The 26,044-nt window shown below is 66.7% G+C and carries 29 protein-coding genes; 27 read left to right on the top strand and 2 right to left on the bottom strand.

All coding sequences use genetic code 11. The annotated features are described in order from the left end of the window. Positions 1-35 precede the first annotated feature (35 nt). From NM2_RS07370 to NM2_RS07440, 18 genes are all read left to right on the top strand, one after another. Positions 36-533 (top strand): hypothetical protein, encoded by a 498-nt coding sequence (locus NM2_RS07370; protein WP_067665730.1) that lies wholly within the window; start codon positions 36-38, stop codon positions 531-533. A gap of 448 nt (positions 534-981) precedes the next feature. Continuing rightward, on the top strand, positions 982-2,784 hold the full coding sequence (locus tag NM2_RS07375; RefSeq protein WP_169816120.1) for an acyl-CoA dehydrogenase family protein: 1,803 nt from the start codon (positions 982-984) through the stop codon (positions 2,782-2,784). Positions 2,785-3,122: 338 nt separating this feature from the next. Next, on the top strand, positions 3,123-3,704 hold the full coding sequence (locus tag NM2_RS07380) for a hypothetical protein (protein WP_067665736.1): 582 nt from the start codon (positions 3,123-3,125) through the stop codon (positions 3,702-3,704). Then, positions 3,701-4,054 carry a hypothetical protein gene (locus NM2_RS07385; protein WP_157120942.1) on the top strand — a complete coding sequence of 118 codons (354 nt, stop codon included), beginning with the start codon at positions 3,701-3,703 and terminating at the stop codon, positions 4,052-4,054. Before NM2_RS07380 ends, NM2_RS07385 begins: the two co-directional genes overlap by 4 nt. Next, positions 4,051-4,671: a hypothetical protein gene (locus NM2_RS07390; protein WP_157120943.1), complete on the top strand. Its 621-nt coding sequence runs from the start codon at positions 4,051-4,053 to the stop codon at positions 4,669-4,671. Before NM2_RS07385 ends, NM2_RS07390 begins: the two co-directional genes overlap by 4 nt. A gap of 133 nt (positions 4,672-4,804) precedes the next feature. Next, entirely contained in the window at positions 4,805-4,966 is a 162-nt protein-coding gene (locus tag NM2_RS48780; RefSeq protein ID WP_157120944.1) for a hypothetical protein, read from the top strand. 3 nt (positions 4,967-4,969) lie between these two features. Then, the gene (locus tag NM2_RS07395; protein ID WP_067665745.1) at positions 4,970-5,419 is read left to right on the top strand and encodes a hypothetical protein; all 450 of its coding nucleotides are present in this window, start codon (positions 4,970-4,972) and stop codon (positions 5,417-5,419) included. A 97-nt stretch (positions 5,420-5,516) separates the two neighbouring features. Continuing rightward, positions 5,517-6,116, top strand: coding sequence for a histone-like nucleoid-structuring protein Lsr2 (locus NM2_RS47255; protein WP_157120945.1), 600 nt, complete (start codon positions 5,517-5,519; stop codon positions 6,114-6,116). Next, positions 6,113-6,469, top strand: a complete 357-nt coding sequence (locus NM2_RS07400) for a hypothetical protein (protein ID WP_084530565.1) — start codon at positions 6,113-6,115, stop codon at positions 6,467-6,469. The genes NM2_RS47255 and NM2_RS07400 overlap by 4 nt, the downstream gene beginning before the upstream one ends. A gap of 253 nt (positions 6,470-6,722) precedes the next feature. Further along, on the top strand, positions 6,723-6,962 hold the full coding sequence (locus NM2_RS50105; RefSeq protein ID WP_067665751.1) for a hypothetical protein: 240 nt from the start codon (positions 6,723-6,725) through the stop codon (positions 6,960-6,962). Positions 6,963-7,102: 140 nt separating this feature from the next. Continuing rightward, complete coding sequence (locus NM2_RS50110) at positions 7,103-8,686, top strand: LppA family lipoprotein (protein ID WP_067665754.1); 1,584 nt, start codon at positions 7,103-7,105, stop codon at positions 8,684-8,686. A gap of 296 nt (positions 8,687-8,982) precedes the next feature. Beyond that, positions 8,983-9,276, top strand: a complete 294-nt coding sequence (locus tag NM2_RS07415) for a hypothetical protein (RefSeq protein ID WP_067665757.1) — start codon at positions 8,983-8,985, stop codon at positions 9,274-9,276. A gap of 203 nt (positions 9,277-9,479) precedes the next feature. Then, complete coding sequence (locus NM2_RS48785; RefSeq protein WP_157120946.1) at positions 9,480-9,638, top strand: hypothetical protein; 159 nt, start codon at positions 9,480-9,482, stop codon at positions 9,636-9,638. Between the two features lie 210 nt (positions 9,639-9,848). Then, positions 9,849-10,832, top strand: coding sequence for a hypothetical protein (locus NM2_RS07420; protein WP_067665761.1), 984 nt, complete (start codon positions 9,849-9,851; stop codon positions 10,830-10,832). Further along, complete coding sequence (locus tag NM2_RS07425; RefSeq protein ID WP_157120947.1) at positions 10,829-11,149, top strand: hypothetical protein; 321 nt, start codon at positions 10,829-10,831, stop codon at positions 11,147-11,149. Before NM2_RS07420 ends, NM2_RS07425 begins: the two co-directional genes overlap by 4 nt. Next, complete coding sequence (locus tag NM2_RS50115) at positions 11,149-11,415, top strand: hypothetical protein (RefSeq protein WP_067665767.1); 267 nt, start codon at positions 11,149-11,151, stop codon at positions 11,413-11,415. The genes NM2_RS07425 and NM2_RS50115 overlap by 1 nt, the downstream gene beginning before the upstream one ends. A gap of 8 nt (positions 11,416-11,423) precedes the next feature. Next, the gene (locus tag NM2_RS07435; RefSeq protein WP_281182415.1) at positions 11,424-12,014 is read left to right on the top strand and encodes a TetR/AcrR family transcriptional regulator; all 591 of its coding nucleotides are present in this window, start codon (positions 11,424-11,426) and stop codon (positions 12,012-12,014) included. A 16-nt stretch (positions 12,015-12,030) separates the two neighbouring features. After that, positions 12,031-12,579, top strand: coding sequence for a DUF8020 domain-containing protein (locus tag NM2_RS07440; protein WP_067665773.1), 549 nt, complete (start codon positions 12,031-12,033; stop codon positions 12,577-12,579). Between the two features lie 407 nt (positions 12,580-12,986). On the opposite strand, the gene NM2_RS07445 is transcribed toward NM2_RS07440, so the two are convergent. Further along, on the bottom strand, positions 12,987-13,379 hold the full coding sequence (locus tag NM2_RS07445) for a hypothetical protein (RefSeq protein ID WP_067665777.1): 393 nt from the start codon (positions 13,377-13,379) through the stop codon (positions 12,987-12,989). Between the two features lie 140 nt (positions 13,380-13,519). Between NM2_RS07445 and NM2_RS07450 the strand changes: the two genes are divergently transcribed. The 9 genes from NM2_RS07450 to NM2_RS07490 are packed head-to-tail and all read left to right on the top strand — an operon-like array spanning position 13,520 to position 23,592. Further along, a complete protein-coding gene (locus tag NM2_RS07450; RefSeq protein ID WP_281182416.1) occupies positions 13,520-14,596 on the top strand; it encodes a radical SAM protein in 1,077 nt (358 codons plus the stop codon). Next, entirely contained in the window at positions 14,593-15,957 is a 1,365-nt protein-coding gene (locus NM2_RS07455; protein WP_067665783.1) for a B12-binding domain-containing radical SAM protein, read from the top strand. The genes NM2_RS07450 and NM2_RS07455 overlap by 4 nt, the downstream gene beginning before the upstream one ends. Positions 15,958-16,004: 47 nt before the next feature. Then, positions 16,005-16,349, top strand: a complete 345-nt coding sequence (locus tag NM2_RS07460; RefSeq protein WP_067665786.1) for a hypothetical protein — start codon at positions 16,005-16,007, stop codon at positions 16,347-16,349. Further along, positions 16,346-17,092, top strand: coding sequence for an SDR family oxidoreductase (locus tag NM2_RS07465; RefSeq protein WP_067665789.1), 747 nt, complete (start codon positions 16,346-16,348; stop codon positions 17,090-17,092). The genes NM2_RS07460 and NM2_RS07465 overlap by 4 nt, the downstream gene beginning before the upstream one ends. Next, positions 17,089-19,521 (top strand): SUMF1/EgtB/PvdO family nonheme iron enzyme, encoded by a 2,433-nt coding sequence (locus NM2_RS07470; protein ID WP_067665792.1) that lies wholly within the window; start codon positions 17,089-17,091, stop codon positions 19,519-19,521. The genes NM2_RS07465 and NM2_RS07470 overlap by 4 nt, the downstream gene beginning before the upstream one ends. A gap of 11 nt (positions 19,522-19,532) precedes the next feature. Next, positions 19,533-20,462: a S66 peptidase family protein gene (locus NM2_RS07475; RefSeq protein ID WP_169816122.1), complete on the top strand. Its 930-nt coding sequence runs from the start codon at positions 19,533-19,535 to the stop codon at positions 20,460-20,462. Beyond that, entirely contained in the window at positions 20,459-21,412 is a 954-nt protein-coding gene (locus NM2_RS07480; protein WP_067665798.1) for a DNA-3-methyladenine glycosylase family protein, read from the top strand. The genes NM2_RS07475 and NM2_RS07480 overlap by 4 nt, the downstream gene beginning before the upstream one ends. Next, positions 21,399-22,490 (top strand): glycosyltransferase family 4 protein, encoded by a 1,092-nt coding sequence (locus tag NM2_RS07485; RefSeq protein WP_067665801.1) that lies wholly within the window; start codon positions 21,399-21,401, stop codon positions 22,488-22,490. Before NM2_RS07480 ends, NM2_RS07485 begins: the two co-directional genes overlap by 14 nt. A gap of 28 nt (positions 22,491-22,518) precedes the next feature. Further along, entirely contained in the window at positions 22,519-23,592 is a 1,074-nt protein-coding gene (locus NM2_RS07490; RefSeq protein ID WP_067665805.1) for a helix-turn-helix transcriptional regulator, read from the top strand. A 359-nt stretch (positions 23,593-23,951) separates the two neighbouring features. Here the strand turns inward: NM2_RS07490 and NM2_RS07495 are convergent, their stop codons facing one another. Beyond that, positions 23,952-26,027, bottom strand: coding sequence for a DUF6968 family protein (locus NM2_RS07495; RefSeq protein ID WP_067665808.1), 2,076 nt, complete (start codon positions 26,025-26,027; stop codon positions 23,952-23,954). Positions 26,028-26,044: the final 17 nt, after the last annotated feature.

Genomic DNA, 26,044 nt, shown 5'->3' on the forward strand with positions numbered 1-26,044 from the left:
CCCGCCCCATCCCCGAGCCTCGAGGAGCATCACCGATGACCATCGATCCCGCCCCCGCAGCACTGGATTCCCACGGCGGAGTGGTCCCGCATACCTTTCTCGACACTTACCATCGCGAGTTCATCGACCACCACCGCGGCACCGGGCACCTGAGCCCGCAGCAACTCGACGCGCTCGACCGGGACCCGCACTACTACCTCGGGTTCTTCGATCAGCAGCTTGCCGCCGCACGCACGGCGTTGGACCTCGAGCAGGCCCTCACCCTGTCGGACGTCATCAGCACGCCGACAGACCGGTTCGACGACAGATGGTGGCCACACCCGGGCTGCACCATGGCCTTCCTGCTGCGAGTCGGCGCTGGCGTGCCGCATCACAACGAGCGATGGCGTGCGGACTGGCTGGCCCTGGCCACGGTGTGCGAAACATGGACACCCCCGCAAGCATTCGCCGTCCTGGGCGCACTCACCCGCGGCCGCCACGTCTGTTCGGACTGGGTCGGCACCCTCCACGCCACCGGCCTGTGGCTCGGCTGACCGTTCGTCCCAGTCGCCGCCACGCACCCGGCAGCACAGAAAGCGTCCGGCCGCAGAGAACGAACGACGTAACCGAATCTCGTTGTGTCGCATCGTGAGTCATCTCTGCACGACCGGATTCCCGTAATCGGCTCCCGTGAAAGGAGGTGGTACCGCGCCAATATCGGCGTCAGTCCGAGAACGGCGCATGACCGAACTCTGGATTCAGCGCTGTATTGGCTACAGCGAGATAGGCACAGCAGTGCCCCGCAGGGAACCACAGGTCCACTTTGTGACACCAAGGACCGGGCGCCTCTGCGGGGCCGGTGCACCCGCACACACCACCACCGGTCATCTACAGCTCCCATTCAGCACGCCATCACGACAGTGCGTGCAGCTCACAGCATTCGGTGACATGACCCGGCCGCATTCGCCGGGCACATCACCGGCACTCCCGAAGGGACTCCCCATGACAACGCACGGCACGCTGGACGGTCTCAACACCGATCTCGTCGAGGTCCTGCACACGGTGCTGGTCGGCGCGGACGGCCCGTTGCACACACGAGCCCGCGAGGCGGTGCTCGCCGTGGGGGACGTGCCGACGTCCGGGCTGACCTACGCCGAACAGCATGCGCGCACACCGGATCTGCTGCGCGCCCTCATCCGCGAGATGGGCGGATCCGCACTCGAGATCGCCGGTGATCCCGTGCTGCGCGGGGTCCTGTTCGAGGAGGCCGCGATCGCCGCGCCCTCGGTGCTGACCCTGATGAGCGGGCACCTCAACCTGGCGCTGGGCGCCATCCTCGCCTCTCGAGCCGACTCGGAGTACGTGCGGCGCTGCGTCACCGACCTCGATACCGGCGCCGCGGTGGGTGTGCTGATGCTGACCGAGGTGGCCGGCACCAACGGTGGCCATTGCCGCACGATCGCCACCTGGGATCCGGCCGTCGGCGGGATCCGGCTCGCCACCCCGAACCTCCACGCGGCGAAGTTCATGCCGAACGTCGCAGGCCCGGCAGGAAAGTGGGCGGTGGTCACCGCGCGCCTGGTGGTCGGCGGCCGCGATGAAGGGGTACTGCCGTTTCTGCTGCGGGTGCGGGCAGCCGACGGACAGCTCGCTGCCGGAGTACGGGTGACGGCGCTGCCGGAGAAGAACGGGTCGGCGATGGACCACGGCCTGATCGAGTTCGATCCGGCCACGTGCGTGCTGCCGCGCGAGGCGCTGCTCGGCGGGGACTGGGCACGCATCACCAGCAGCGGCGAATTCGAATGCGCGGTGCCGTGGGGGAAGCGGTTCGCCCGCACGAGCGAGCCTCTGGGTGGTGGCCGGGTGGATCTGCCGTGCGGTGCCATCGCCACCGCTCGCGCCGCGCTGGCGGGCGTGGTCGGCTACGCCGGGCAGCGCTGCCCTGGGCGGACGGTCATGATCGACCGCGGACCGGTGCAGCGCGACATCGTGACCGCGCTGGCGCAGGTCTGGGCCACCAGCATCCTGGGCCGGCGAGTGCGCGAACTCCGCGCGACCGATACAGCACCGTGGTCGACGCTGGGGCCCATGGTCGCCAAGCCGCTGCTGTCCGGTACCGCCTACGACGTGCTGGTGAAGTGCCGCCGACGCGCCGGTGCGCAGGGCGTTCTCCGTTCGAATTACATCCCGGATTGGATCGCCAACGCGGACGGCATCTCCACCGCCGAGGGCGATGACCAGATCATGCAGGTCGCGGCCGGGAAACACTACAACGAGCTGCTCGACCTGCACCTCCCGGACACCCCCGCCGGCCTGCCGTGGTACATCGATCTGCTGACCGAACGCGAGCACGCGATCGCGGGCGGAATGCACCGCGGCAATTACGGTGCGGCAGGCCCGATCTGGGGCGAGGACAGCGCGGGCGCGGAGCTGACCGCCGCGACCGGGGAACGCCTGGCCGCGACCGCGCTGCACATCGCCGCGACCACCGCACCCCATCCCGCGGCCGAACAGCTCCTGCGCTCGGCGGCAGCTGCCTATGCCCTCGGCTGCATCTACGAGCGCGGCGGCTGGTTCGCGGTCCACGGCCTGATGAACAACGAGCAAGCCAACAGGATCCACACCGAACTGCTCGAACACCGCGGCGCCATCGCGAACGCGATGGCTGAACTCGTGGCCGCCTTCGACGTCCCCGCCCTACCCACCGCACCGCTGTTCGCTTCGGACTACCTCGACTCCTATCGGACGCTGACCAGCTCGACCACCGACACGCTCCCCGCCGTGCCGGTCCGCAAGGCCAGCTGACCTCCCATCCCGCGATGTGGCTCCCAGTGCCGCACGCCCGGAGCCACACCCAGGACATGACTCAAACACCTTCCACACCAACAGATTCCCGTGCGCGCGGGATCAGCGCGCCCGTCGGGCCCGATGAGGCCGACCCCGCCGCCATCATCATCGGCCACTACACGGCCGCGATCGCCCCGGCTCCTATCGGCCGTACCCGACTCATCCGAAGCGCAGCTCATCCTGGCGGGCGTGGCTCTCAAACAGCCCGCCGAGTGGGCCGAAACCACCTACCGCACAAACGATCTGAACCAGCCAGCGAAACCGCCGTACTCCGATCTCACCCCAGGAGAACACCAATGCCCCCGACCCCGGAAATCGGTGTCGACTACAACGCCGACCTCCCCGAGCCGCGCCGCTTCGCGCAGTTCCTGCCGACAGTGTGTGAGTTGCGCGAGGCGATGGACGGCAGGGTGCCCGCCGACCATCCTGCCCGTCTATTCCTGCTGGCTGCGCGTCTGCTGACCACCGTGCCTGACTGGATCAACTGTGACCGGTTCGTGGTCGCAGGCGACGACGGAAACGAAATCGCTTACGGATCCGAGGTCCTGGCCGACATCGGTATCGCCGACATCACCGATCCGGTCCGTACCGCGATCATCGATCGCATCAACCACGCCGCCAAGGGCTGCTGGTTCGACAACCGTGTCGGGCACATGATCGACGCCATTGCTCGAGCCTGTTGGGAACTGCGGCGCGCAACCGCCGCCCACCTCCCGGGATCCCCGGGCCACACAGTGTGGATCGCTAGGGCCCGCCATCGTGTGGTTGCTGCACAACGCGATTACCGCATGCTGGTGCGCGGGCGTACCTGGGTCATCGGACCGGATCCGGAGCCGGACGGCCACGGGGACTTCTTCTCATCGCCGGTGAGCCGATGAGAAGAAGTGCCGCTCGCCAGCGTCGTGACCAGGCACTGGTTGCCGCGGTGCTGCTGGCTGTGCCGGGACGTGCATGCGGGCTGGCGGAGCTGACGTCGGTGACCAAGGTGCGGCCGCGGCGGCTTCACGCGCTCCTGGATGACTGGATCGACCGTCAATGGCTGGCGCGCCAGTGGCACGATCCGCACACCGGCGAGGTGCTGCACCGCACCTTCCACGTCACCGATCTGGGCTCCACGTGGCTGGCCGACGCCTTCGGGACCGCGATGAGCACAGCCACCCCGTGCCGCCCGGATCGCCGCGAACGGCGAACCTCTCGCACATCACCGGATCTTGAGGAGGATCAGTGACCGCGAACAGTCCTGACCCCCGCCGCCGGATGGTGGCGTGGTTCGCGCGCAGAACGATCCGCTCGACCACCCGGCTCGATCTGATCGACCTGTTCAACGGCGAGGGCCGCACGACCCTGGCGCTGACGTGGCTGGCGCATCACCTGCGTCCATTGTGGGCGATCACCACCGCCTGCTATGCCGCCAGCTGGTACGGGCTGCCCGACGCGATCGTGGCCGTCGCCTTCGTCGTGATGGTGGTGTGCGCCACGGCCGACTTGCTGCACGAGCTGCTGACCCGATGGTGCCTCGACTGCCTTCGCGCGATCCCCGATGATGGCTCGCTGCGAGCTGCCAAACAGCCGAAAAGGCTACGGGCAGCACACATCACCGCCGGAATCGCGGGGCAGAGCGTGGTGGTCCTGCTGGGTCTGACCGGGCTGATCGCGATGGACACACACCAGATCGACGCACGTGCCGGGGTGGCCATGCTGGTGCCCGAAATCCTGGTCGTCACCTACGCGCGCCTGTTCCACCAGCCACTACGCGCGTGGTGCGTGTCCTGTCACCGCGATCACGGCGGCGGCAGTACCCCAGCCCCCGCACCGGACCCGACCCTGGTCGGCTCACGTACCTGACGCCAGAACAGTGACCGTCCCGCTCCGCGCGGCGAACTGCCGAGCACCGATCCAGCCCCAACGATGAACACGACATTCGCCAGTGACATCGGACCGAATCCATTGCAGCTCAACAGGAAAGGACACAACACAGGTGGCCATCAACAAACGGAGACTTCTGTCGAATACCGCGATCTTCGCGGTCGGATTTGTGGTGATGCAGCGGGCGGTGAAGTGGGCCGGCGACGACACGGCACCCCCGGAGCGAGCAGGACGCATGGGCATCGGCATATCACCCATCACCGGCCAGGAGTAGCCGATGCGTGAGCAGACCGCATCGAGCATCACCGAGAATCCGGCGACGCTCGAATCCCGGGACGGCCAGAACCGAGACCTCGAGTCCAGGCCGACCCGAAGCCGGTGGGGCCGATGGCCGTTCATCGGAGCCTGGACTGCGATGGGCGCGGTGTCCGCATTCGTGTCGGTGAACCTCGCGGTATTGATCGCGGACAAGTTCGCCGAGTTCGCCCAGTGCCGCGCGAACTCACCGTGCTCACCCAGCACCATGATGTCCGCGACCACGTCCGCGATGGTCAGCCTGGCCTGCGCCTACATCGTTTCAGGCGTGGCATCCCTGCTGATCGGGCTGGCCGAAACGCAGCGGCCAATACGGGCAGCAGCACTGACCGGCGTGGCGGTGTACCTGGTCGGGATGCTCATCACCCTCGGGATGCTCGTGCCCGCGATCAGCGCAGCCCACCCCCACTGACCAAGCACAACGAGGCCGCAGTGACGTCGTCCCAGGCACTGGAAGCAGGCCCTCATCGCGCGAATCACCCTCTTGCACTGACACATTGGAGATATTCATGGCGCGATCGGTTTCCGTCGAACTCATCGACGACCTTGACAAGACACCGGCGGCCGAGACGGTCGCGTTCGATATCAGCGGAGTCAGCTACGAAATCGACCTGTCGGCCACCAATGCCGACAGGTTGCGCGCTGTCTTTCAGGAGTGGATTCCCCACGCGCGCCGAAGCAGCCCCCACCGAGGAAGACCCCGCGCCGACGCCCCCGGTCGTTCCCGCGCGGCGCGAAATTCGGATAAAGACCCAAGACGACACCAGGACGATGAAGAGGTAAGCGACATCATTACGAGCGAGTCGGAAAAAGAACTCATTTACCTGTGTACCGACACTGAAATATTGGACAGCAATACGGCAGCCTGGAAACGTAGAGCCTTTCTCTACACCACGCTCTCGATGCTCGCCCTGATGCTCTGCATCGTTGTCGCCGTTCCGATTCCGGCGGATCCCGGAGTGAGATTCTATTCCCCTCTTCTTGTATCACCGATATTTATCGCAGCAACGGTGTACAGCCTGCGCAGATGGCGAGCAGCAAAAAACAACCTGACGAAATACTCCGCAATGACGCACCGCCCGAACGAGGAAAAGGACAGAACACCGTGATCAGCAGACCGACCGCGGACACAAGGCTGTGGCTGAATCACCATGACGTCGCCAGTTCCGCCGGGACGCATTCGCGCGACCAGGCGGCACAGTGGGCGCTGCCGCCGTGGGCCGTCCACGCCACGGGCGAGACCGCCACCGCGCTGGTACACAACCTAGTGCGCTGGAACGACGCCCGTCCTGATGACCGCCGCGCCATGGTCGGGCAGCTGGGACTGCGCTGGCCATCATGGCGGACGTTGATCGTGGAGGTCTGGGACAACGGCAACCCACGCTGTTCCCCGGCATGGCCGGAATACGGCGCATGGGCCACGTACCGGTACTTCTCGATGGCTCGTCTGCGAGTGCGCTAGCCCGACTGAACCGCGCTGCCACTACTGACCACAACATCCCACGACCCACGCCTTCTACCGCCCCTGAACGCGGCGAAGCAGCGCCGCAGCGGCACACGAAGCCGCCGGGGGAAACACGCGGCTGCCCACTCCACTTTGAATAACCCACACGGACAAGGGATTTCGACATGTCAGAAGGCTGGGACGGTTGGACGACCGCCAGCACCGCTCCTGGCACAGAGACATTCATCCACGGGCTCGGCGCCGTCGGCAGATGGCGCGGATCGCGGCGCTGGTCCTTGCGTTGTCCGGCCGCCGATTCTGCGCGCGAGAGCTACGGCACGCCAGCGGAATTCGCCGGCGAACGGTGGATGAGATCCTGGACGGCTTCGCGGCCCAACAGTGGATCGTCGCGGAACGGTCCAGCGAAACCTCGAGATCGACCGACCGCTGGTATCGCGCGACCCCGGAAGACCAGACCCGCACCCGCGTGTGCCGAGTATCGCCGCAGTAGTCACCGCGGCCGTCTTCCCCCGTCCAGCGAATTCATCATCGCGCCGCCGGACATCGGCGACAACCGACTACTCCTCACCGATGTGCGTCGGTGAGATGCGTTGAAAGGCACAATCATTGGGAACACAGATTATTCACCCGGTGCGAGCGGTCGTCTTCGATTGGCGTGGCACGCTCGTGTCGGAGCTGACCCAGGACCGGTGGGCGCGCGAAGCGCTACGCAGGTCCGGGCGCGATCACAGCGACACCGCCACAAAAGATCTGCTGCGAACAATTCTTACAGCGGCAGGCGAACCCAACCGTCTGAAAGACCCGTTCGGAAATACGAGTTTCGAGCGGCATCGCGACACCTACTATTCGGTGTTTGCCGATGCCGGATTGCCTGAGGACCTCGCGCACGAGCTGTTCGCGGTGGATTCCGATCCGTCATACAACATTTTCGCAGTCGACGCCGCCGAGACCATCGCTGCCGTGAAGAAGAAGGGTTGCCGGGTCGCGGTGGCAAGCAATATTCATTTCGACATCCGGCCCATGTTCGAAGCCGTCGGACTGCTCGATGCGATCGATACTTTCGTATTGTCCAACGAGGAAGGAGTGCAGAAACCCGATCCCGCATTCTTCCAGCTGGCGCTGGATCGGCTCGGCACCCCTGCCGAACACACCCTGATGGTCGGCGACAACGCATCACGTGACGGTGCCGCGGTCGACGTCGGTATGCCGTACCTTCCGGTGCCCCAGCTCACCGACCCGCGGCACCGGCAACTCCACCTCGTCACCAATGCCGTGGCTCGTCGCTGCGATCCCGTCGCCACGTGCGCACGAGGCGTCTGCCTCATCCCGCACACCACCCGATCTGACAAGGAGTTCGTCGTGGCCGAGAGTCCGATCGACCTGCGCACCGATGTAGCGCATCCCGCCCGCGATGCTGGTCACGCTCGGCGGCGTGTGCCGGATCCCGTCATCGGCCGTTTCCCACCGACGCGACAGAAAGTCATATCGCTCTGGACCGCTGCTGTAGCCACGGTGATCCTCTCGACGACAGGCTGTGGACTGTCCGACAACCCCTACGAGAAAACCAATCCGGCCGACACTCAGAAGGCCGCTGCCCGCCTGGCCGAACTACCGACCCTGGAAGACACCGAAACCCAACTCCGCGCCGCGGTGGTCGAGTTGGGTTCGTACGTCAGCTCACTGGTACCGGGCCTGACTTGGCAATGGGTCGACGAGCGCTCTGTCGAATCCTGCGACCGCCCCTATGACCAGACCCAGGGCAGCAAGGTCCGGTTGCAGAACTACGTCTCCAATTCCGGGATCCCCGACACCGTCTGGCCCCAAGTGCTCGACCGCGCCCGCCGACTGGCCGACCCCCTGGGTGTAACCGGGTCCGAAGTCTTCGCAAACAAGCCCGGGAACCACACGGTCCGCCTCGACAGCCAAGAAGGCACGACGATATTCCTCGGCACGCAAGGAGCGGTCATCAGTAGCAACACCGGCTGCCGACTTCCGCAGCACGATTTGTTCAGATTCGTTGCTGGGCAAGGCAACCCAGCAAGTTCCGGCAGTCCGGCGCGGTCGTGCTGGCTCCGGTGTATGCGTGCGCGGAGTCGGTCCTGCCGGCGGGGATATGTGCTCACCGACTGGGGGCGGGTGAACGTGTCCCGGCTGCTGGAAACCGAAACGGGACCGGACCTGACGGAGAGGACCCGCGCTCCGTGGACGACGTAACCGCGCAGGGCGTTCGACGTACTGCTGTCGATGGGTTCGAGGTGAGGTGGCACGTAGTCGGCGGTACCGCCCACATTCGGTCTGTCGGGGAAGTAGACGGCCGGGTGCTGCGGTCGTACGAAGGTCGGGAGTATCCGACCTTGGCACAAGCTCGGGACCTATGGCCGCGATTGATGCCGGTGTGGGACGCCGTCTTGCAAGAGCTGTGAGCAATCCGCGAGTTTTTGAACCGAAAGGTGTGGCGTGACGAGGACGGCGATAACGACGAGACGGAACCACGGCTGGAAGGCAGACCAATGATCGATTTCTTCACTGCCGACTGGACCGCGGGTAGCGTGCCTGATTCGCTTTTCCGTGATGCGTATGTGGGCTGTGCGCACATCTGGCCTGCCCGCCCGCCGTTCGGTGAATGGGAGTGGTGGGTCGAGTGCGGCGATGATCTCGAGCGGGTAGCAGGCGGCTATTCCGATTCGATCGAGGAAGCCAAACAGATTGCGGCAGGGGTGTTTTCGGCAGTGGTGGTGCTCCGCCCGGACGATGGACCGCGAGTGCTTCCGCTGTTATTGCCCGGCAAGGACTCAAGCCACTGATTCGTTCGGTGCACGTGCCCGAACTGGGCGCAACGCTCTGGCAGGTCAACACGCAGAGCCCCGGCCGGAATCGGCGGGTTCTGCGCCAGCTTCGCCACGCCTAGAGGCCGGTACGACCTCGGCGAGCAGATCAAACGCGCATCACATCACACCGCAGTAATCGCCAAACCCGCACGTACACAACAGAATTGAGCGTGAACTCTATGAAACGCATCCCGCCGGGCCCACTGCTCGCCGTGATCGCGATATTGGCTATCTACGACGTGGCGATGACGGTGGATTTCATCCGTGAATCCCTCGCCGACCACGGATCGCACTGTTCCCAGCTCGACCCGACAAAGGTCGGCGGAACGGACCACTAGTGAATCTCACTCATCCGGCGGTCGCCGTCGTGGTCGACGGGCGCAGTACCTGGAGCCGATCCACGACGACGGTTCGGCGTTCGCGATGGTGCACATCCGCACCACTGACGGCCGCTCCGTCAGGGCGACACGATGAGGCACGTAATTCCCGTAAGTCGCACGAAATTTGAAGGGGTACACATGGATTCGAAGTTCCGTCCGAGGATTGTGATGGCGGAGGTGAGGATCAGTATGCGGCTGCCGGGGGTGTTCCTGGGCTTGGTCGCGGTACTGGTCGCGCTGGCTTGTGGGCTGCGGTGGCTGCGCTTTTGGAGTATGGGCGATTCCTTGTCCCCCGAGGTCCGCTCCGAGGTCTGGGGGTGGCGGCACGTCCTCATCCAGCCCGGCCGTGCCGAGTCCACGGTGTCATGGCCCAATGTCATGTTGGTGCTGGCGGGCCTCGCGGCGCTGCTGGCTGCGGTGCTCTCGGTGCGAACTCGGGCACGATCCGGCGACCTGGACCTGATAGCCGAAATCGCTGCGTCCAGCCTGGTTTTCGGAATCAGCCTGACCAGGGTCCTCGGGCTGGCGGCGGCGTGGATACAGGACAACCACAGCGGCGCGGCGCAGGTCGGGCCGGGCTTCTGGGCGCTGGTGGCGTGTGTACCGGTCGCGCTACTCGCGATGTCCACGAGCGCATGGGCCATCGACCGGCGCATGCCCTGCCTCGAGGCCAGAACAGACCACCTCATCGGCGAACTGCTGGGCACGACCGCAATCGTGGCCATGATCGCGTCGATATGCCCCCTGGATACGGCATTCGGATATATCAAGCGCACGTCCTGGACCGCCAGCGGTAGAGAGTTCGGACCCGTAATGCAACTGGTCGGTATCGCGCTGGTGGTCAGTGTGGTGATCTCCGCGGCCGCAGTTGTCCTGCTGGTCATCGGCCCCCGCACCCGCGGCCGTGGTTATGCCCTCGGGCTCGCCGCTGCCCTCACCACAATCGGCGTGGTCTCCACGCTCCTGGTCGACACCATCGCCGATCTGTTCGAGCCCCAGGTCAGCGGGCCAGGCGCGGGTGTCTGGCTGCTCGCGGTGGTGTTGGTGGGGTCCATCGTCACTGGCGGCGCGTGCGTCAAGGTGATCGCGCACTCGATGGACACCGAGTCGGTGACCAGCGTGACAGTGACGGGCGCGAAGGTGACGCGGTGACGCTCGCTTGGTGGATTTTTGCTGCCTGGTCCGTGGGCGGCGCATTGGCGATGTTCGCAACATGGGACCGCGCGAAATCGAAAATTCGCGCACGGAACATCGACGAGCCGGGCGACGCCGAGGCACTCGCGCGGCTCGAGAAAGACGTCGGCCGATTCGAGCGGAAGGCGGGAACGAGAGCGGCAAGGACCTTCGTGAACATGATGATTCTGTTCGCGGTGGCAAAAAGCTATGTCATATGGCCCTCGATCTTCATTCGCCGGTTTCCCCGCAGGTTGCACGCGATCCGAAAGTTTGTACGCCACAACCGAAAGTGATGACTGCAATGGGGCGTGTCGCAACGGCGCTGGAGAAGTACCGCACGCAACTGGATTTTTATCGGCAGGGCGGACATGACCGTCTGCCGAATTCGGATCTTGGCATTACCGAATACTCCGGTATCCGGTCCGTCAGCGCTGGTTGCGCTCTGACGTACAGCGAATACGGCTGGATGCCAGACCACAACCACTGCGCGGGCCCGGCATCGTGTGTCGACGGCGTCGGCGCGATCGTCGAGGTTGGACACCGGGGGGACCAGTGGTGAGCGCGGGTGTGGCAGCCGCGCCCCGTTCCCGGCGGAAGCAGCGCCAGATCACCCGGGCCCGGCTCCTGCGTTCGGCGGGGGATTTGTTCTTGGCCAACGGTTTCGACGCGGTGTCGATGGATCGGATCGCCGCGCACGCCGGGTATAGCCGCGGCGCAGTCTCGGGGAACTTTGCCAGTAAGGCCGAGGTGGGGGCGGCGGTGCTCGACGAGCTGTATCGCCATGTGACCGAGCGCATGCGCACTGTGCGCATCACGACGGTCGATCAACTGGTCACCACCGTGACGACCTGGGGCTATCTGGCGGTGACCCGTCCGGGCTGGATCCGGCTGGAACTGTCGCTGGCCGGAGCCAACGCTCCGACCAGATCAATCCCGCTGGCGCGCTTGATCATGGCGCTGGGCGGCTGGTTCGACCGCGCCGCCGAGGACATCGGCGTGCAGACCGCCAGCGGCGAAGACGCCGCCTACGTCCTGATGAACATGCTGGCCGGGCTCATCGCGCGACACCCGGAGCCGGAGGACATCACGGCTGTGCTGGTGCGCCGGCACGTCGAACTCGTTTTGTTCAACACCTTCATTCCACAGCGATATCCCTGACGATAAGGAGAATTCGATGAAGCTCTACCCCCTCACGGTCGCCGTGATCGCGGCGACTGCCATCGCCGGTGCGAGCACCACGGCCCACGCCGGCCCGGTCGAAGCCCGGCCCGCGCCGAGCGTGCACGCCAGCGAGCACGGCATCACCTACACCACCGCCGCGGCCATGGGCGGCCGCGGCGCGATCACCACGCTCGACGGCGGCGGCCGGTTCGTTCCGGCTGCCGACGGGATGTCGGTCGCACTGACCGATGCCGAGGGAATTGCCGTCGCCACCATCCCGCTGGGCCTGCACACCGCCTCCGGCCTGGTCGGTCTCACCGCCTCGATCGCGAACAGCGGCCGGACTCTCACCCTCACTCGGCAATCAGCGACTGCACCGGTGCGGGCGGTCGACCAGGACGCCGGCACGCTGGCCCGTAAGCAGCACAACGCGGTGGTCGGCGCTCTCGTCGGCGGCGGGATCGGCGCGGTACTCGGGTTCTTCCTCGGCGGAGTCGGCGCACTGGTCACCGTCCCGATCGGCGCCGGGATCGGTGCGCTGATCGGGTTTTCCACACCGTAGACGCGATTCGCGGCCTCGGACTGCGCGGGCAATCGGGGCACGGCAGCAGGACGGCGGGGCACGGCCGAGCACCAGCCGATTCCCTCGGCACTGCGAAGCAGCACCGCCTTCAACTCCTGCCGCGCCACCCGCCCGGCGCCGGGCATCAATTTCGTTCTGGCACAACATATTGAGAGCTATCCGCCTGCCGTCGCCGGACCAACCTCGCCTGTGCGATCCACGGGCGCGAGCGGGTCCGGAAGGCAGCGAGGCAACGCAACGACGAGGAGGTGTGCCGCGTTGGCACAGATCAGAGAACTGACAAAAGATGGATCCGGCCGGCCTGCGCCGTGCCGGGCGGAGCCCGGTGACGGCGTGGACGAGGGCGGTGACGGGCGTTGAGGGTGTGCGGGTTCGGCAGTCCGGTGCTAGGTGAGCGCCGGGTCCACGAAATCGTCTGTCTCGCCCCAGAGTTGGGTGTCGGGGACACCGACGGTGCGGGCATAGGCGACGGCTTCGGCGCGGGCGTCGTGGTCTCCGGGCATGTACCGGAACACCTTGTTCGGGAAGATGACGTACACCAGCGAGTCGGTGTGCATGTCGACATACCAGCCGGGGGCATCGAGGCTGGCGGCAAGCAGGTCGGTGATCTGGTCGGCGTCTGGTTCGCTGGCCTGGAAGTAGATGATGGTCCACAGGGAGGGCTGGTAGTCGGCCGCGTCTTTGATCTCGACCCGGTAGAAGCCGGTGATCGTGAGCGGCACACCCTCGATCTTCGTGCCCGGCAGGAAGCTTTCGGCGATGAGAACACCCTTGATCATGGAATGGAGCCTAGAGTGCCCGCGCGGGTGGCAACGCGATTTGAATGTCAGGGTTTATCTCGTCGGCGTCTTCGAACACTGACATCGAGTTGTGTTGGCGCACTGGCTGATTCGATGCAGGTGGCCTCATGATTACCTCTATGGATTCCCCGGCGCAGCGTCAAGATTCGACTGTTCGACTGCCACAGTTCCGTGTCACTGTTAACTCCCGCTGCGGGCGGGCGTGTTTCTTCTGCCGTCCCTCCGGTGAAGCGGTGGCCACCGGCGCCGGGCAGGAGCTGAGCGTGCAGGACCTCCTCGCGGTCGCCGTGCCGTTGTTGGCCCACGGCATCGACAGCATCAAACTCACCGGCGGTGATCCGGCGTTGTGGGAGCCGCTCGAGGAGGCGGTCACCCGGCTGCGGGAGGCGGGTTTCGCTGAGATCGAACTGATTTCACGCCATCCCCGGATCGGTGAGCGCGCCGCGGCGCTCGCGCGGGCGGGGGTGACCCAGTTCAACATGAGTGTGGACACTCTGGATCCGGCGTTGCATCGGCAGATCTGCGGCGTCGACGATCTGGCGGCCGTGCTGGGAGCCCTGACGCAGGTGGTGGCCACGGGGGTGCCGGTGAAGGTCAACACGGTGGTGATGGCCGGGGTGAACGACGGCGAGATCGAGGAATTGGCGGCCTGGTGTGAGAAGACCGGGGTTGCGACCTTGAAGTTGCTGGATGTGATCCGGGACATGGACTCCGGTGCGGAGTCGTTCGCGCGCCGGTTGGCGATCACCCGCGGTGGTGCCTCGATCGGCTCGTTGTATGTGCCGCTGCACGAGGTGGCCGCGGCGCTGCGGGAACAGGCCGCGTCAGTGGATGTCCGTTCCCAGGGCGGTTTGGGGCATCCGATGACGGTGCTGAGGCTGGCGTCCGGGTTCGAGGTCGTGCTCAAGGACAGCCGGGCCGGCGCCTGGTACGGCGATGTGTGTACCGGTTGCCGGTTCTATCCGTGTCACGACGCGCTGATGGCGTTGCGGCTGACCGCGGATCGGCGCCTGCAGTTCTGCCTTCTGCGCGAGGAGATTTCGGTACCGCTGGGCGAGATCCTGCACGATCCGGACCAGATGGACAGTGTGCTGGGGCGGGCGTTGTCGACGTACGCGACCGCGCGTTTCCGCCCTGCGGGCCCGGATGACGAGCCCGCGCGGCCGGTGCGGTTGCTGCCGGTGGTGGCGTCATGACCGGGCTCCTGACCTCGCGTCCGCTGGTGATCCTGGTCTATCCGCAGGTGGAGCACGAGAAGGACTACCTGTATCACTGGATGCCGTTCTCACTGCTGACCCTGGCCAAGCCGTTGCTGGACGATGACCTGGCCGAGGTGGTGATCTTCGACGGGAACCAGCGGCCGGTCTCGCAGTGGCCGGGGTTCCTCGATGAGCACCTGGACCGGGCGTGCTGCATCGGGATCAGCATCATGACCGGCGGCGCGCAGATCCGGCACGCCCTGGACATGGCGGCCGTCGCGCGCGAGCGCAGCAGTTGTCCGCCACTGGTTTTCGGTGGGCCGCACGTGAATGTGCTGGCCGAGCAGACCGCGCGGCATCCGCTGGTCGACGTGGTGCTCGAGGGACCGGGGCAGACCTCGATGCCCGCCTTCGTCGATGCCGAACTGCACGGGCGGGGCTGGGACTCGGTGCCCGGCCTGCTGTCCATCGACGGCAACCGCACGATCCGCGGCCCGGTCAACCCGCCGCGGACAGGGAATCTGGGCGCGTACCCGTGGCATCTGCTGACCGTGGCCGACTACATCCGCGACGATCCCACCGTCGCGCCACGCACCCTGAACTTCGTGTCCTCCCAGGGCTGCGTCTACAAGTGCCAGTTCTGCTACGAGCTGACCTACCAGCGCAAATACAGTGCGATGGAAGCCGGTGCGCTGATCGATGACCTGGAGGATCTCACCGCGCGGTTCGATATCAGCGGGGTGAAGTTCTACGACGCGGACTGGTTCGTGAACGTCCGGCGCGCGGTCGAGTTCTGCCGGATCAAAGCCGAACGCGGCGTGGGGTTGTCGTGGGCGGCGTCGATCAATCCGAACGACGTGCTGCGGGCCCGCAAGCAGAAACTCGACCTGCTGCCCGCGATCTCCGAGAGCGGATGCCGACGGCTGCTGATGGGTATCGAGTCCGGTTCGGACCGGGTCCTGGCCGAGGTGGTGCGCAAGGACATCACCCGCGCCCACGCTCTGGATGTGGCTGCCGATATCGCCGCGCACGGCATTATGGGCGCCTACACCTTCATCGTCGGGTTTCCGGACGAAACCCTCGACGAGATCGAGGAAACCTACAGCTTGATCGAGCAGATCAGCACCCTCGAGCCGCGTCCGGAGACCCGGGTGCATTTGTTCGGGCCGTTCCCGGGCACGCCGTTGTTCGAACAGGCACTCGCGCGGGGCTTTTCGGCTCCCACCACCTTGGAGGCGTGGGCCGATTTCGACTACTACGACAGCCAAACCCCGTGGACGAGCGCGGAGATGGTCGCCCGCGCCCGCTCGCACACGCGCTTGGTGAAAGCGCCCGGCGCGGCGGCGGGGGCAGCGTGATGCGGGGAATCGTTCTGCGCGAGAGCCTTCCCGGTCGGAGCTTGCCGTTGCCGCTGCCGGCGGTTGTGGTGCGCAGCTACCCGCATCTGCTCGACCGGCACCTCCCGGTCGAGGTGCTGGAGCTGCACGTGGCCGCCAGCCGCGCTCCGGAGGTCGCGGTGCGGCTGGCCGGGGTGCTGCTGCCCGAGGGTTTCTACGCACACCTGGTCGACCGGGACATCATGATCGTGATCTTCCCGCGGTGCGTGATGCAGGTCCCGCGCGGCGACGAGCACGCCGCCGAACAGGCACGGGCGGTCGGCGCGTTGTTCGGGATCCCGCAGCGGCAGATGCGATTTCAGGAGATGTTCACCGTGGACCATCCCGACTCCGACCTCCAGCCCAGCGCATGAGCACCAGTGCGGGCACAGCGCTGGTGGTCGGTGGCAGCGGTGCGCTGGGGTCGGCGATCATCACCCTGCTGCGCGATATCGGGCTGTCGGTGGTGGCGACCTCCACAACCGGCACCGAGCCCGGCACCGACGGCACGAGGTGGGTCCGGTTCGATGCCCGCGACGGCGAGGCCGGGGCCGCGGGCCTGGCGCGGGCGGTCGAGCAGACCGGGGAGCCGGTGCGCGTGCTGGTGTATGCGGCCGGGGCGGCGTCGAGTAAGTCCCGGCTGGCCGAGACCACCTCGGCCGAATGCGTGGAGTTGCTGACGATCAACGCTGCGGGCCTGCACGCGGTATGGCGGGCGGTGCATCCCGCAGCGCGGTCCGGCGCCGCGCGGGTGGTGGTGATCAGTTCCCAAGCCGCGCTGACCTGCACCCCCGGCAACGGCCCCTACAGCGCGTCGAAGGCGGCGTTGGAGGCGGTGGCGGTGACCCTGGCCAAGGAGGAGGCCGAGCACGGTGTGCGGGTGAATGTGCTCTCGCCGTCGCTGATTGCCTCGCCGCAGGCCGAACACCTGCTCGCCCTCAAGGGCGAGACCGATATCGACCGCTACTACCGGAGCCTGCCGTGGGGCCGCGCCCTGACCCTCGCCGAGGTCGCGCAGCTGGCCGTCAGCATCGTCTGCGACCCGGCCTGGGGTTACGCCTCCGGCCAGATCGTGCGCTTGGGCGCCGACATTCCGACACCGAGGGGGAACCCGTGACCGCGTACCTGAAGTGGCTCGCCGCACTCGAAACCGGCCCCGCCGCACTCGATCCCGCCGAGTCCGGGACCTCGCTGCGGCTGCGGATCGTGCCCGACTCGGTGCACCTGCCCGCGCTGCGCGACCTGCTCTCGGCTGTCGCCGCGCAGTGCGCGCCGGCGCGCGGGGAGGTTAGCGCGATCGTGCTGGCCACGGTCGGGTTGCCCGAGGCCGCCGCGGTGTATGCGGGCGAGACGGACGCGATTTCGTTGCTGCTGCACGCGATTCGCGCGTGGGTGTCCGCGCTGCCGGAGCTGCTGGTCCAGACACTTCCCTATTGCGGTGACGAGCGGATCGACGCTGTGATCGAGGAAGCGAACACCGCGATCCGGGGGTTGACGACACCGGGCTCCGAGCTGCGTGTTGTCGCGGTGCACCGGGTGGCATCGCTGGATGTGCTCGCCGCGGCCGAGGACTATGCGGGCGTGGAGCACGCGTTGAGCGCGGCCGGGCGGGATGCGCGCGCGGCCGCGCTGTGGGCGCGGGTGGTCGATCTGGCGTGGCTGCACTGGCAGGTGATCGCGGCACGCGATGTCCCCGGCCCTAAAGCGGTCATCACCGATCTCGACGGTGTGATCTGGGCGGGCACCCTCGCCGAGGACGGCGCTGATCAGCTCGACGGCGCCAACCCGCTGATCGGGGTTGCGCACCGGGTATGGCGCGCGGCGCTGGCCGAGCGGCGGGCGAACGGGACGCTGGTGGCGGGCCTGTCGCGCAACGAGTCCGGCGCAGCGCGCGCGGCGGTGGACCAGCACGCGGCGGACGTGGGTTTCGCCGGGGTGTGGGCGGCGCCGGATATCGACAAGGCCGCCGGGATCGCGACGGTCCTGGAGTTCTTCGACGGCATCGCCCCGCAAACCGTGGTGTTCGTCGATGACGACCCGGCGCAGCAAGAACGAGTCCGCGCCGGATGGCCGGGTGCGCGGGTGCCCGCGGTGGCCGGGCCGCCGCTGCTGATCGGTGACCTGCTCGCGCAGCTGCCGCCCCGCGGCGACGGGCCGGTCACCACGTCGGACACCGGCCGCACGGCGTTTTACCGCGCCAAGGCCGCCGGCGAGCTGATTCCCGAAGTGGTGTGCCTGACCAACCCGACCGACCCGGAAGTACTTGACCGGCTCGCGCAGTTGCACGAGCGCTCCAACCAGTTCAACATGACCAGCCCGCGCCGCACCGTCGCGCAGTTGCGCTGTCTCGCTGATGATCCGGGCTGGAGCGTGCTGGCGTTCGAGGTGCGCTACCACGGTGCCGCCCTGGCACCGGAAATCATCGGCTGCGCTGAGATCGACTTCACCAGCGACGGCGGTGCGCGGCTGGACTCGTTCCTGGCCAGCTGCCGCCTGCTGTGGTCGGGCACCCACCAGCGGATGCTAGATCTGATCCGCCAGGACGCCCACCGCCGCGGGATCGACCGGCTCACCGCGCTGTATCGGCCCAACGGCCGAAACGAGGGCTATGCACGGTGGTTCGCTGATATCGGGTGGGCCGACGAGCACGGCCGCGACGGCGAAACGGCGTGGTTCACTGGGCCGAGCGCGACCCGCGACGGGATCGCGCCCGCCGATCTGCTCGCCGTCTTGACCAACTACCTCGCGACCCGGCCGAGTACCCCGCGTGAGCAAACAATGCCGCGGCGGCGGCGCGCGTGCGATGGAGCATGGGAGATCCGCGTGCCCGCCGCCCGCTTCACACCGGGCCTGACCGACGAGGACGTCGACGTGGTGCGGGCGATATTCGGGATCGAGCCGATCGGCGAACGCGGGCACGCGGAGGTCGACATCCCTGCTCTGTGGGTCAGCGCCGCACCGGCCACCCGAGGTCAATTCGCTGTGATGCTGGCCGATCTCGATCCAGATGCCGCCCGTGACGGCGCTGCCGCGGCCGGCGCCGGCTACACCTTGGGCGGGGATCTGGTCTCGTGTGCCGAGCGGCCTGGCGAGCCGGTGGTTCTTCCGTTCGAATGGGCGGTCCGCTATGCCGAGTGGGCCGGGGGCAGGCTGCCGAGCGAAGCGGAGTGGGAGCACGCCGCCCGCGGTAGTGACGGCCGCTGGTTCCCTTGGGGTTCACAGCTGCCGGGCCCGCCGAGATGCTTGGAGTGTGGTGCGGGCCTGTCTACGATCGACGACGGAGACGACGGGCCATCACCGTTCGGCCTGACCGACCTGACCGGCCACGTATGGCAGTGGTGCTCGGACACCTACCGGGGCCACCCGGTCTACCGGGGTGGGGACGTGGCCTCCAACACGTACTTCCTGCGCGCCACCGTGCGACCGCTGGAGGCCGCGCATATGTGCGGGCATCTGGTGGGCGTGCGCGTGGTCCGCGATACCGACCCCGCCGCCGACATCGATCTTGTCGCCGGTGGCCCGACACGAGCAGGAGAGCCACACTAATGACCCGCCCCGTGATCAGACCGCCAGCGGTGACACCGGAGGGTCGCGTCGCGATCGTCTCCACCTCCTCACCGGTCCCGGCCGACGAGTTGGACCGCCTTGTCGCCTACTTCGAGGGCCAGGGCCACCCGGTGACGGTGGCGCCGCACGCGCGAGCCTCGACCGGGTACCTCGCCGGATCCCCAGCAGAGCGTGCCGCGGACCTGATGGCGGCGTTCGCCGATCCGGACATCGACCTGATCGTGCCCGCGACGGGCGGCAAGGGCGCCGCTGCGCTGCTGGACTTGCTGAACTACGACACCATCGCCGACAACCCGAAGGTATTCACGGCGCTGTCCGATCCTGTAGTGCTGGCCAACGCCATCACCGCACGGACCGGCTTGGCCACGCTGCACGGCCCGACCGGGTACGACTTCTCAAGGCCCACCGTCAACGAGGCCACCGCGGAATCGTTCTGGCGGATTGTGCAGCAGCCGGTCAAGGACATCGAGGTTCCCGGCCTGGACTGGCGAGTCCCGCGCGGGACAGGGACATCGTTCTCCGGGCCCGTGATCGGCGGGCACCTGGGCACGATCCGCGCACTTGTCGGCACACCGTGGATGCCGGATGTGACTGGGGCAGTGCTGATCCTGGAAGAGGTGTTCGTGCCCTGGGTCCAGGTCGACGCCGCCCTGACCCATCTGCGCCTGGCCGGGGTGTTCGACCGGATCGCGGGCCTGCTGGTCGCCGTCCCGGTCGACAGCCCGCGCGAGGACGCCCCAGACGCCTCCTACGACGATCTGATCCTGCGCTGTGTCGGCGGCAGCTTCCCGGTCGTGACCGGCGCCGAATTCGGGCACACGCCAACGAAATTCGCTCTCCCTCTGGGCCTGAACGTCCAGCTTGACCTGACCGGACCCCACCCGGTGCTGCGGTACCTCGAGAACCTGGTGATGCCATGAGCCCCCAGACGACCACCCTCGATTTGGCCCTCGACCGGCACGTGGACTTCGCGCACGCCCTGGAAACCTATCTGATCTACCCGTGGGTGCGTGACGGCGACGAACTGGTACGCCCGCTGCGCACCGGCGACCGCGACGCCACGATCACCACCGCGCGCATCCGCCACACCGCCCCGACCACGTTGCGCGCCACGCTCATCGGCCCGGCCCTGACCGCAGAGACCGTCGCCGATGTGCGCGCGGCGTTGTCGCGTTGCCTGCAGTTGGACTACCCGTACCAGGCCGTGGAAGCGCTCACCGCCGACGATCCGGTGCTGGCTGCGGCCGTGGCTCACCGCGGACTGGGTCGCGGCAAGCTGTATCCCGACATCTTCGAGGCGCTGTGCGGGGTGGTGTGCGCGCAGCGCACCAGCTTCAACCGGATCTACGCCATGATGCGTAACCTCGCCGAGGCGTTCGGTGAGCCGACCGGCGAAACCGTCGACGGCACACCCATTTTCGCGTTTCCGACCCCGGCGCGTATGGCCGAAGCCAGCGACGAGCAGTTGCGTGAATGCAAGGTCGGATTCCGCGCCAAGAACCTGGCCGCGGTCTCCTCGACGCTCGCTGCGGCCGGCTACACCTGGCACGAGTGGCGCGCCCGCCCTCCGGCCGAGGTGATCCCGCAACTGCTCGAGATCAAGGGTGTGGGCCCCTACACCGCGAACCTCGCGGTCAATCTCTCGTACGGCCGCGGCGGCACCGCGCACGTGGACACCTACGTCGTGGACGTGATCGGCCGCCTGTATCTCCACGACCCGAAGCCGAGCCCGGAACGAGTCGCGGAATTCGTCGACCAGCGGTGGGGCGAACTCGGCGAGGTCGTCTTGGACTTGCTAACCACCGATACCGATACCTGGGTCGCCGAACTGGGCACACAGGTCGGGGTGCGCTCCGGTGCCCGTGGCTGAGCCGTTGCGCGTCGCGATCGACGCCCGCTACTGGCGCTCGAGCATCCAAACCGGCGTCGAGCGCTACATCCACCTGCTCACCGAAGCCCTCACCGCCGCACCCGAACCCGTACGGGTCGCGGTGGTCTTGACCGAAACTCAGGCACCCGGCTTCCCCGCCGACGGGCCGGTGGAGACGGTGACGGTCCCGAACCGGCGCGAACGCCACCTGCACAGCGCGGTGGAAGCCTTCAGCGCCGATGTGGTGCACTACCCGTTCGCCCTGCCCGCCCGGCTGCACCGGCCCGCGGTGTTCACCCTGCACGACGCAGGCCGCTACCTGTTCCCCGAACAGATGGTCCGGCAAGTCCGCGACGTGCAGAACCCGCGACTGCTGACCCAGCTCGACGATCCACTGTTGCGCGCGGTCATCACCGTCTCGCACGCCTCCCGTGCCGAGATCCTCGGCACGCTCGGCGAACTGCTCAAACCCCTCGAGGTGGTGCCCAACTACGTCGCCGGTGACTTCGCGCAGCGGCTACGCCACCCGAACCGAGCCTTGGCGCCCGATACACCGTTCCTGTTCGGGGTCGGGGTCTACATGCCCAGCAAGAACATTCCCCGCCTCGTGCGCGCGTTCCGGCTCGCGCGCTCGGCCGCACCGGATGTCGTGCCCGCCCGCCTGCTGCTGGCCGGGCGCCGCGGATGGGAACGCGGACTGCCCTCGGCCCGCGATCCGGAGATCACCGTCCTGGGCCACATCGATGACGACCAGCTCGCCGCGCTCTACACCCACGCGACCGCGTTCGTGTTCCCCACCCTGTTCGAGGGCTTCGGCATCCCCGCCCAGGAAGCATTGGCCGCCGGCCGCCCGCTGCTGTGCTCGGACCTGCCCGTGCTCCGCGAAATCACCGGCGGCCTGGCGACATTCGCCGATCCCCACGACGAGGACACCCTCGCCAAAGGCATCATCGACATCTGCCGCACCCCGCCACCGGACCACACCGCCGTGCAAACCCTCCTCGGGCGCTACAGCGCCGCGGTGGTCGGGGCCCGGCTGCTTGACGTCTACCGCCGGGCCGCGCTCAACTCGATCTGACCCCGAACCGCCGGATCGTAGGACGCGCATGCCACTGAACACCCGCCATGCCCGGCACACCGCGATCGTGCACCAACTGCGTTCACGCAACTGGGTGTCGGCCACCTCCCTGGCCAGCAGATTCAACGTCACCCAGCGCACCATCTACCGCGACATCGAAGTGCTTGTCTCCCACGGCATCCCCATCGAATCGGTTCCCGGACGCAACGGAGGCTTCCGCCTGTCCAGCGATCAGCCCCTGGACTCGCTCATCGTCGACGGCGACGACGCGCTGCGCCTGTACATCCTCGGCCTGCTCGAACGCAGCCCCGACTCCCTCGCCCTAATGGACGACGGACTCGACCCCACAAAACAACTCCCGCCGTCCGAGGTAAGCGCCTCGCGCGCCAGGGTCCTGCACCGGCTAGCCAGCCGGATCTTCTTCGACACCACCGACTGGTACTGGCGCGACGAGGGCTCCGGACACCTCGCGACCCTGCGCGACGCACTGCTGACCGGGACCGCGATCGAGGTCACCCTGCGAGCCAAATACAGTGCCGGACAAGAACACCTGGTCGTCAAGCCATACGGCATGGTGTGGAAGGGCGGCGAGTGGTGGCTCGTCGCGGCACCACCACGCAGCGAACCCCAGCGCTACCAGCTCAACAACGTTGACCGGCTCGCCATCACAGATCTGAAATTCACCTACCCGGACTCATTCCATCTCCAAACATGGTGGCGCCAAGCATTACAAGACTTCGGCAGCGGACCCAACCGGGTGGTCATCCGCGTCGAACCGGCAAGCCGCGAGGAGATGCTCCGACTCGGGCTAAAACCCGATTCCGAAGTCCACCACGACCCCGACGGCACCACCCGCATCGTGCTCTACGTCGACCGCTGGCGCTGGCTCGTCCCGCTCGTGGCCAGCTTCGGCAGCGATGTCGTCATCGAGGAGCCCGCAGAACTCCGCACTGCCCTCTACGAACACCACGCCGAAGCCGCCAAAGCCTACGCCGACCTACCCGAACTCCAAAACAATCACGGCCACAACGACTTCCGCGGCGACGACTCCCGGCTGCGCGCGACACGCGGCCGCACTCCCGACAGCATCCGCGAACAATAGAATCGTGATGGATGGTGAAGAGACCACTTGGAAAGTCGGGTGTTACCGATGATCGGTCTATTTGCGTCGATCCGCGAAAGGTCAGGCGCCGCGTCGGTGGTCTCGATCACCGGCTGGACGACGAAGACACCGATCCCCACGTCCGTAGCGGTTCGCGGCATGGAAGCTGTTAGCTGGACACTTGCCCAGCGGGCGGCCTGGTGGCTCTAACGCGCCCACGTTTCTCAGACGGGGTCATGCTGTGCTGACTCGTCGGAACCTGGATCATCGGCTATCGATCCGAGCGTCCTGTCGTGCCCCGCATCGCGCGGGCGATCGGGTGACTCGAGGTCCTCGCAGGTGGTTGAGGTGGAACCGTTTTAGTCGTCGGCAGCGTTGATGTTGCGGAGGCCGTGGATGAATCGGATCATGTCGGCGAAGTTGCGCACCGCGCGTGCCAGCAGTGCGCCCGCGACGTAGGTGTACGGGGGTTCTTCGGGGTCGCTGGATCGTTGGACGGCGATCGCGGGTTCGATGTCGTCGTACAGCGACGGAACGCTCTTCTCTCCCATGTAGACCAGGTGCATGTCGTTGTGCTGGCGTCGGTCGAACCAGTGCCCGGGGGCGTACCGGGTCAGGCATTCGCCCAGGAAACACACCACCTGGTCGGCGCGGTCCGCATTGTCGGTGTCGCTGAGGGATGCGTGGGTGGGGAACCACGCGGACAGCAGGTCCCCGATCTGTTCGACGTGCGGGCTGTGGTCGTCCCAGAGCTGGGGTGGCAGGTGCGTCCATCCGACGTGATCCAGGAACTCTCGCACCTGGCCTGCACGGCGGCGCGGGTCGATCCATGTCCCCCACGGGGTGGGCGCGGACGCTTCCTGGGCCGCGGTGGCGAGGTAGCGGCGGAATTCCGTGGCAGCGGCCTGATTTCGTTGCTGCTCACGGTGCTCGTATTCGTCGTCGTCTTCTTCTTCGTCGGGCCGGAACAGGAACCGGACGTGGTCGAAACCGTATTCCGCGGCGTAATCGACCCAGAATCGGACGGTGGTCACTTCCTGCTCGTCGTGGTCTTCGGGGGTGCGTAGTGTCGGGCCGTACGGGCTGTACCACCAGCGGCTACCTGGGTGGTAGTGGATGCTGCATTCGCCGAACCACCGGATGAACTGGTCGACGCGGTCAGCGTTGGATGGGTCGCTGACCGAGTCGGTGTCGGGGAACATGTCGTCGAATACCGCGGCCACCCGCTCGATGGCATCGGTCGACCAGATCGGTTGTGGCAGTTCGGGTATCGTCTCAGTCGAGAATCTGTCGAGCTGGGTGTCCATTTGTCGGTACCAGCGCCGCCATTCGGCCGGGCCGGGTGGCGCGGGGTTGTCGACCGGCGTCATGTCGATATCGCCCAGATCCAGGCTCAGCTGGTCGTTGCTCACCTCACCCCCGAGTGATGGTCGACCGGCAGCGATCCACGCCGTGTAGATCTCCATGACGCTGTCGAATATAGTGGACAAGTTATCGCCCCACCGTTTATCGAGCGTAGCGGTCACAAGATTTCCCGCATCCAGACTCATCGCCATCCATTTCTGTTCAACGGCAGGCCCGAAGTGTGGATACCGTTGACATATGCCCGGAGTGTTGCGCCAGGCGCCTTCGAAATGTCGGGCGAAAACTTCACCGATGAATCGGGTCAGCTGATCGGCGATGTCCAGATTCTCCCGCCGCTCGATTGCCTCGGAATCGGGAAACCTCTCCAGGAGATATCTTTCCGCCCGGTCCAGCCCGTCGGCGGACCACGGATCACCCGGCATGTTGGGGATTGTCTCGGTGAACAGCCGGACCAGCTGGGCATCCATCGCCGCCGGAGCGACCCATGCCAGCCAGCCGGGATCTTCCTGATCAAGCGCGCTGTGTTCGGCCTGCACGTAGGGGTGCGCGCGGTCGGTGGACTCAGACCGAGCCCCGGTAGGTTCGTGGTGATGCTCAGAGTGAACGCTCGACGCACCGACCTCTGTGTTCCGGTCCGACAGATCACTCACCCTGGCCAAACGCCTCGGCGCAACGGGGTCGGTGGACGTTTCGTTCGACGGCGGACGCGGCACCCAGGACATGAGCTGGTGGTCGACATCACTGGGGCCTCCTTTCACCGTGGGCAGATCGCGGAAGTCTCCGCTCGGCGCCAGGGGGTGGCTGTCCACGCCGGCGATTCCCTGAAGTACGAACACGGTATTCAACAGTGCCTGTATGGAATCCGCGCCGGCGATACTGCTGAGTATCGGGTCCATATCGAATCCGGTGATGCGGAACGGGCATACCCACAGTCCGGAATCCTGTTGACGGGGTACCGCGATATCCAGGAATACCGGATTCCCGGAAGTGTTCTCCCAGGCTCGCGACACGAAAACGTGGCCGAACTCACCGAAATCGTCCGGATCGTACTCGTCGTGGTCCCTTTTCACTGTATGACTATTCCCGC

The organism is Nocardia miyunensis NBRC 108239 (assembly GCF_001613065.1).
GTDB lineage: Bacteria > Actinomycetota > Actinomycetes > Mycobacteriales > Mycobacteriaceae > Nocardia > Nocardia miyunensis.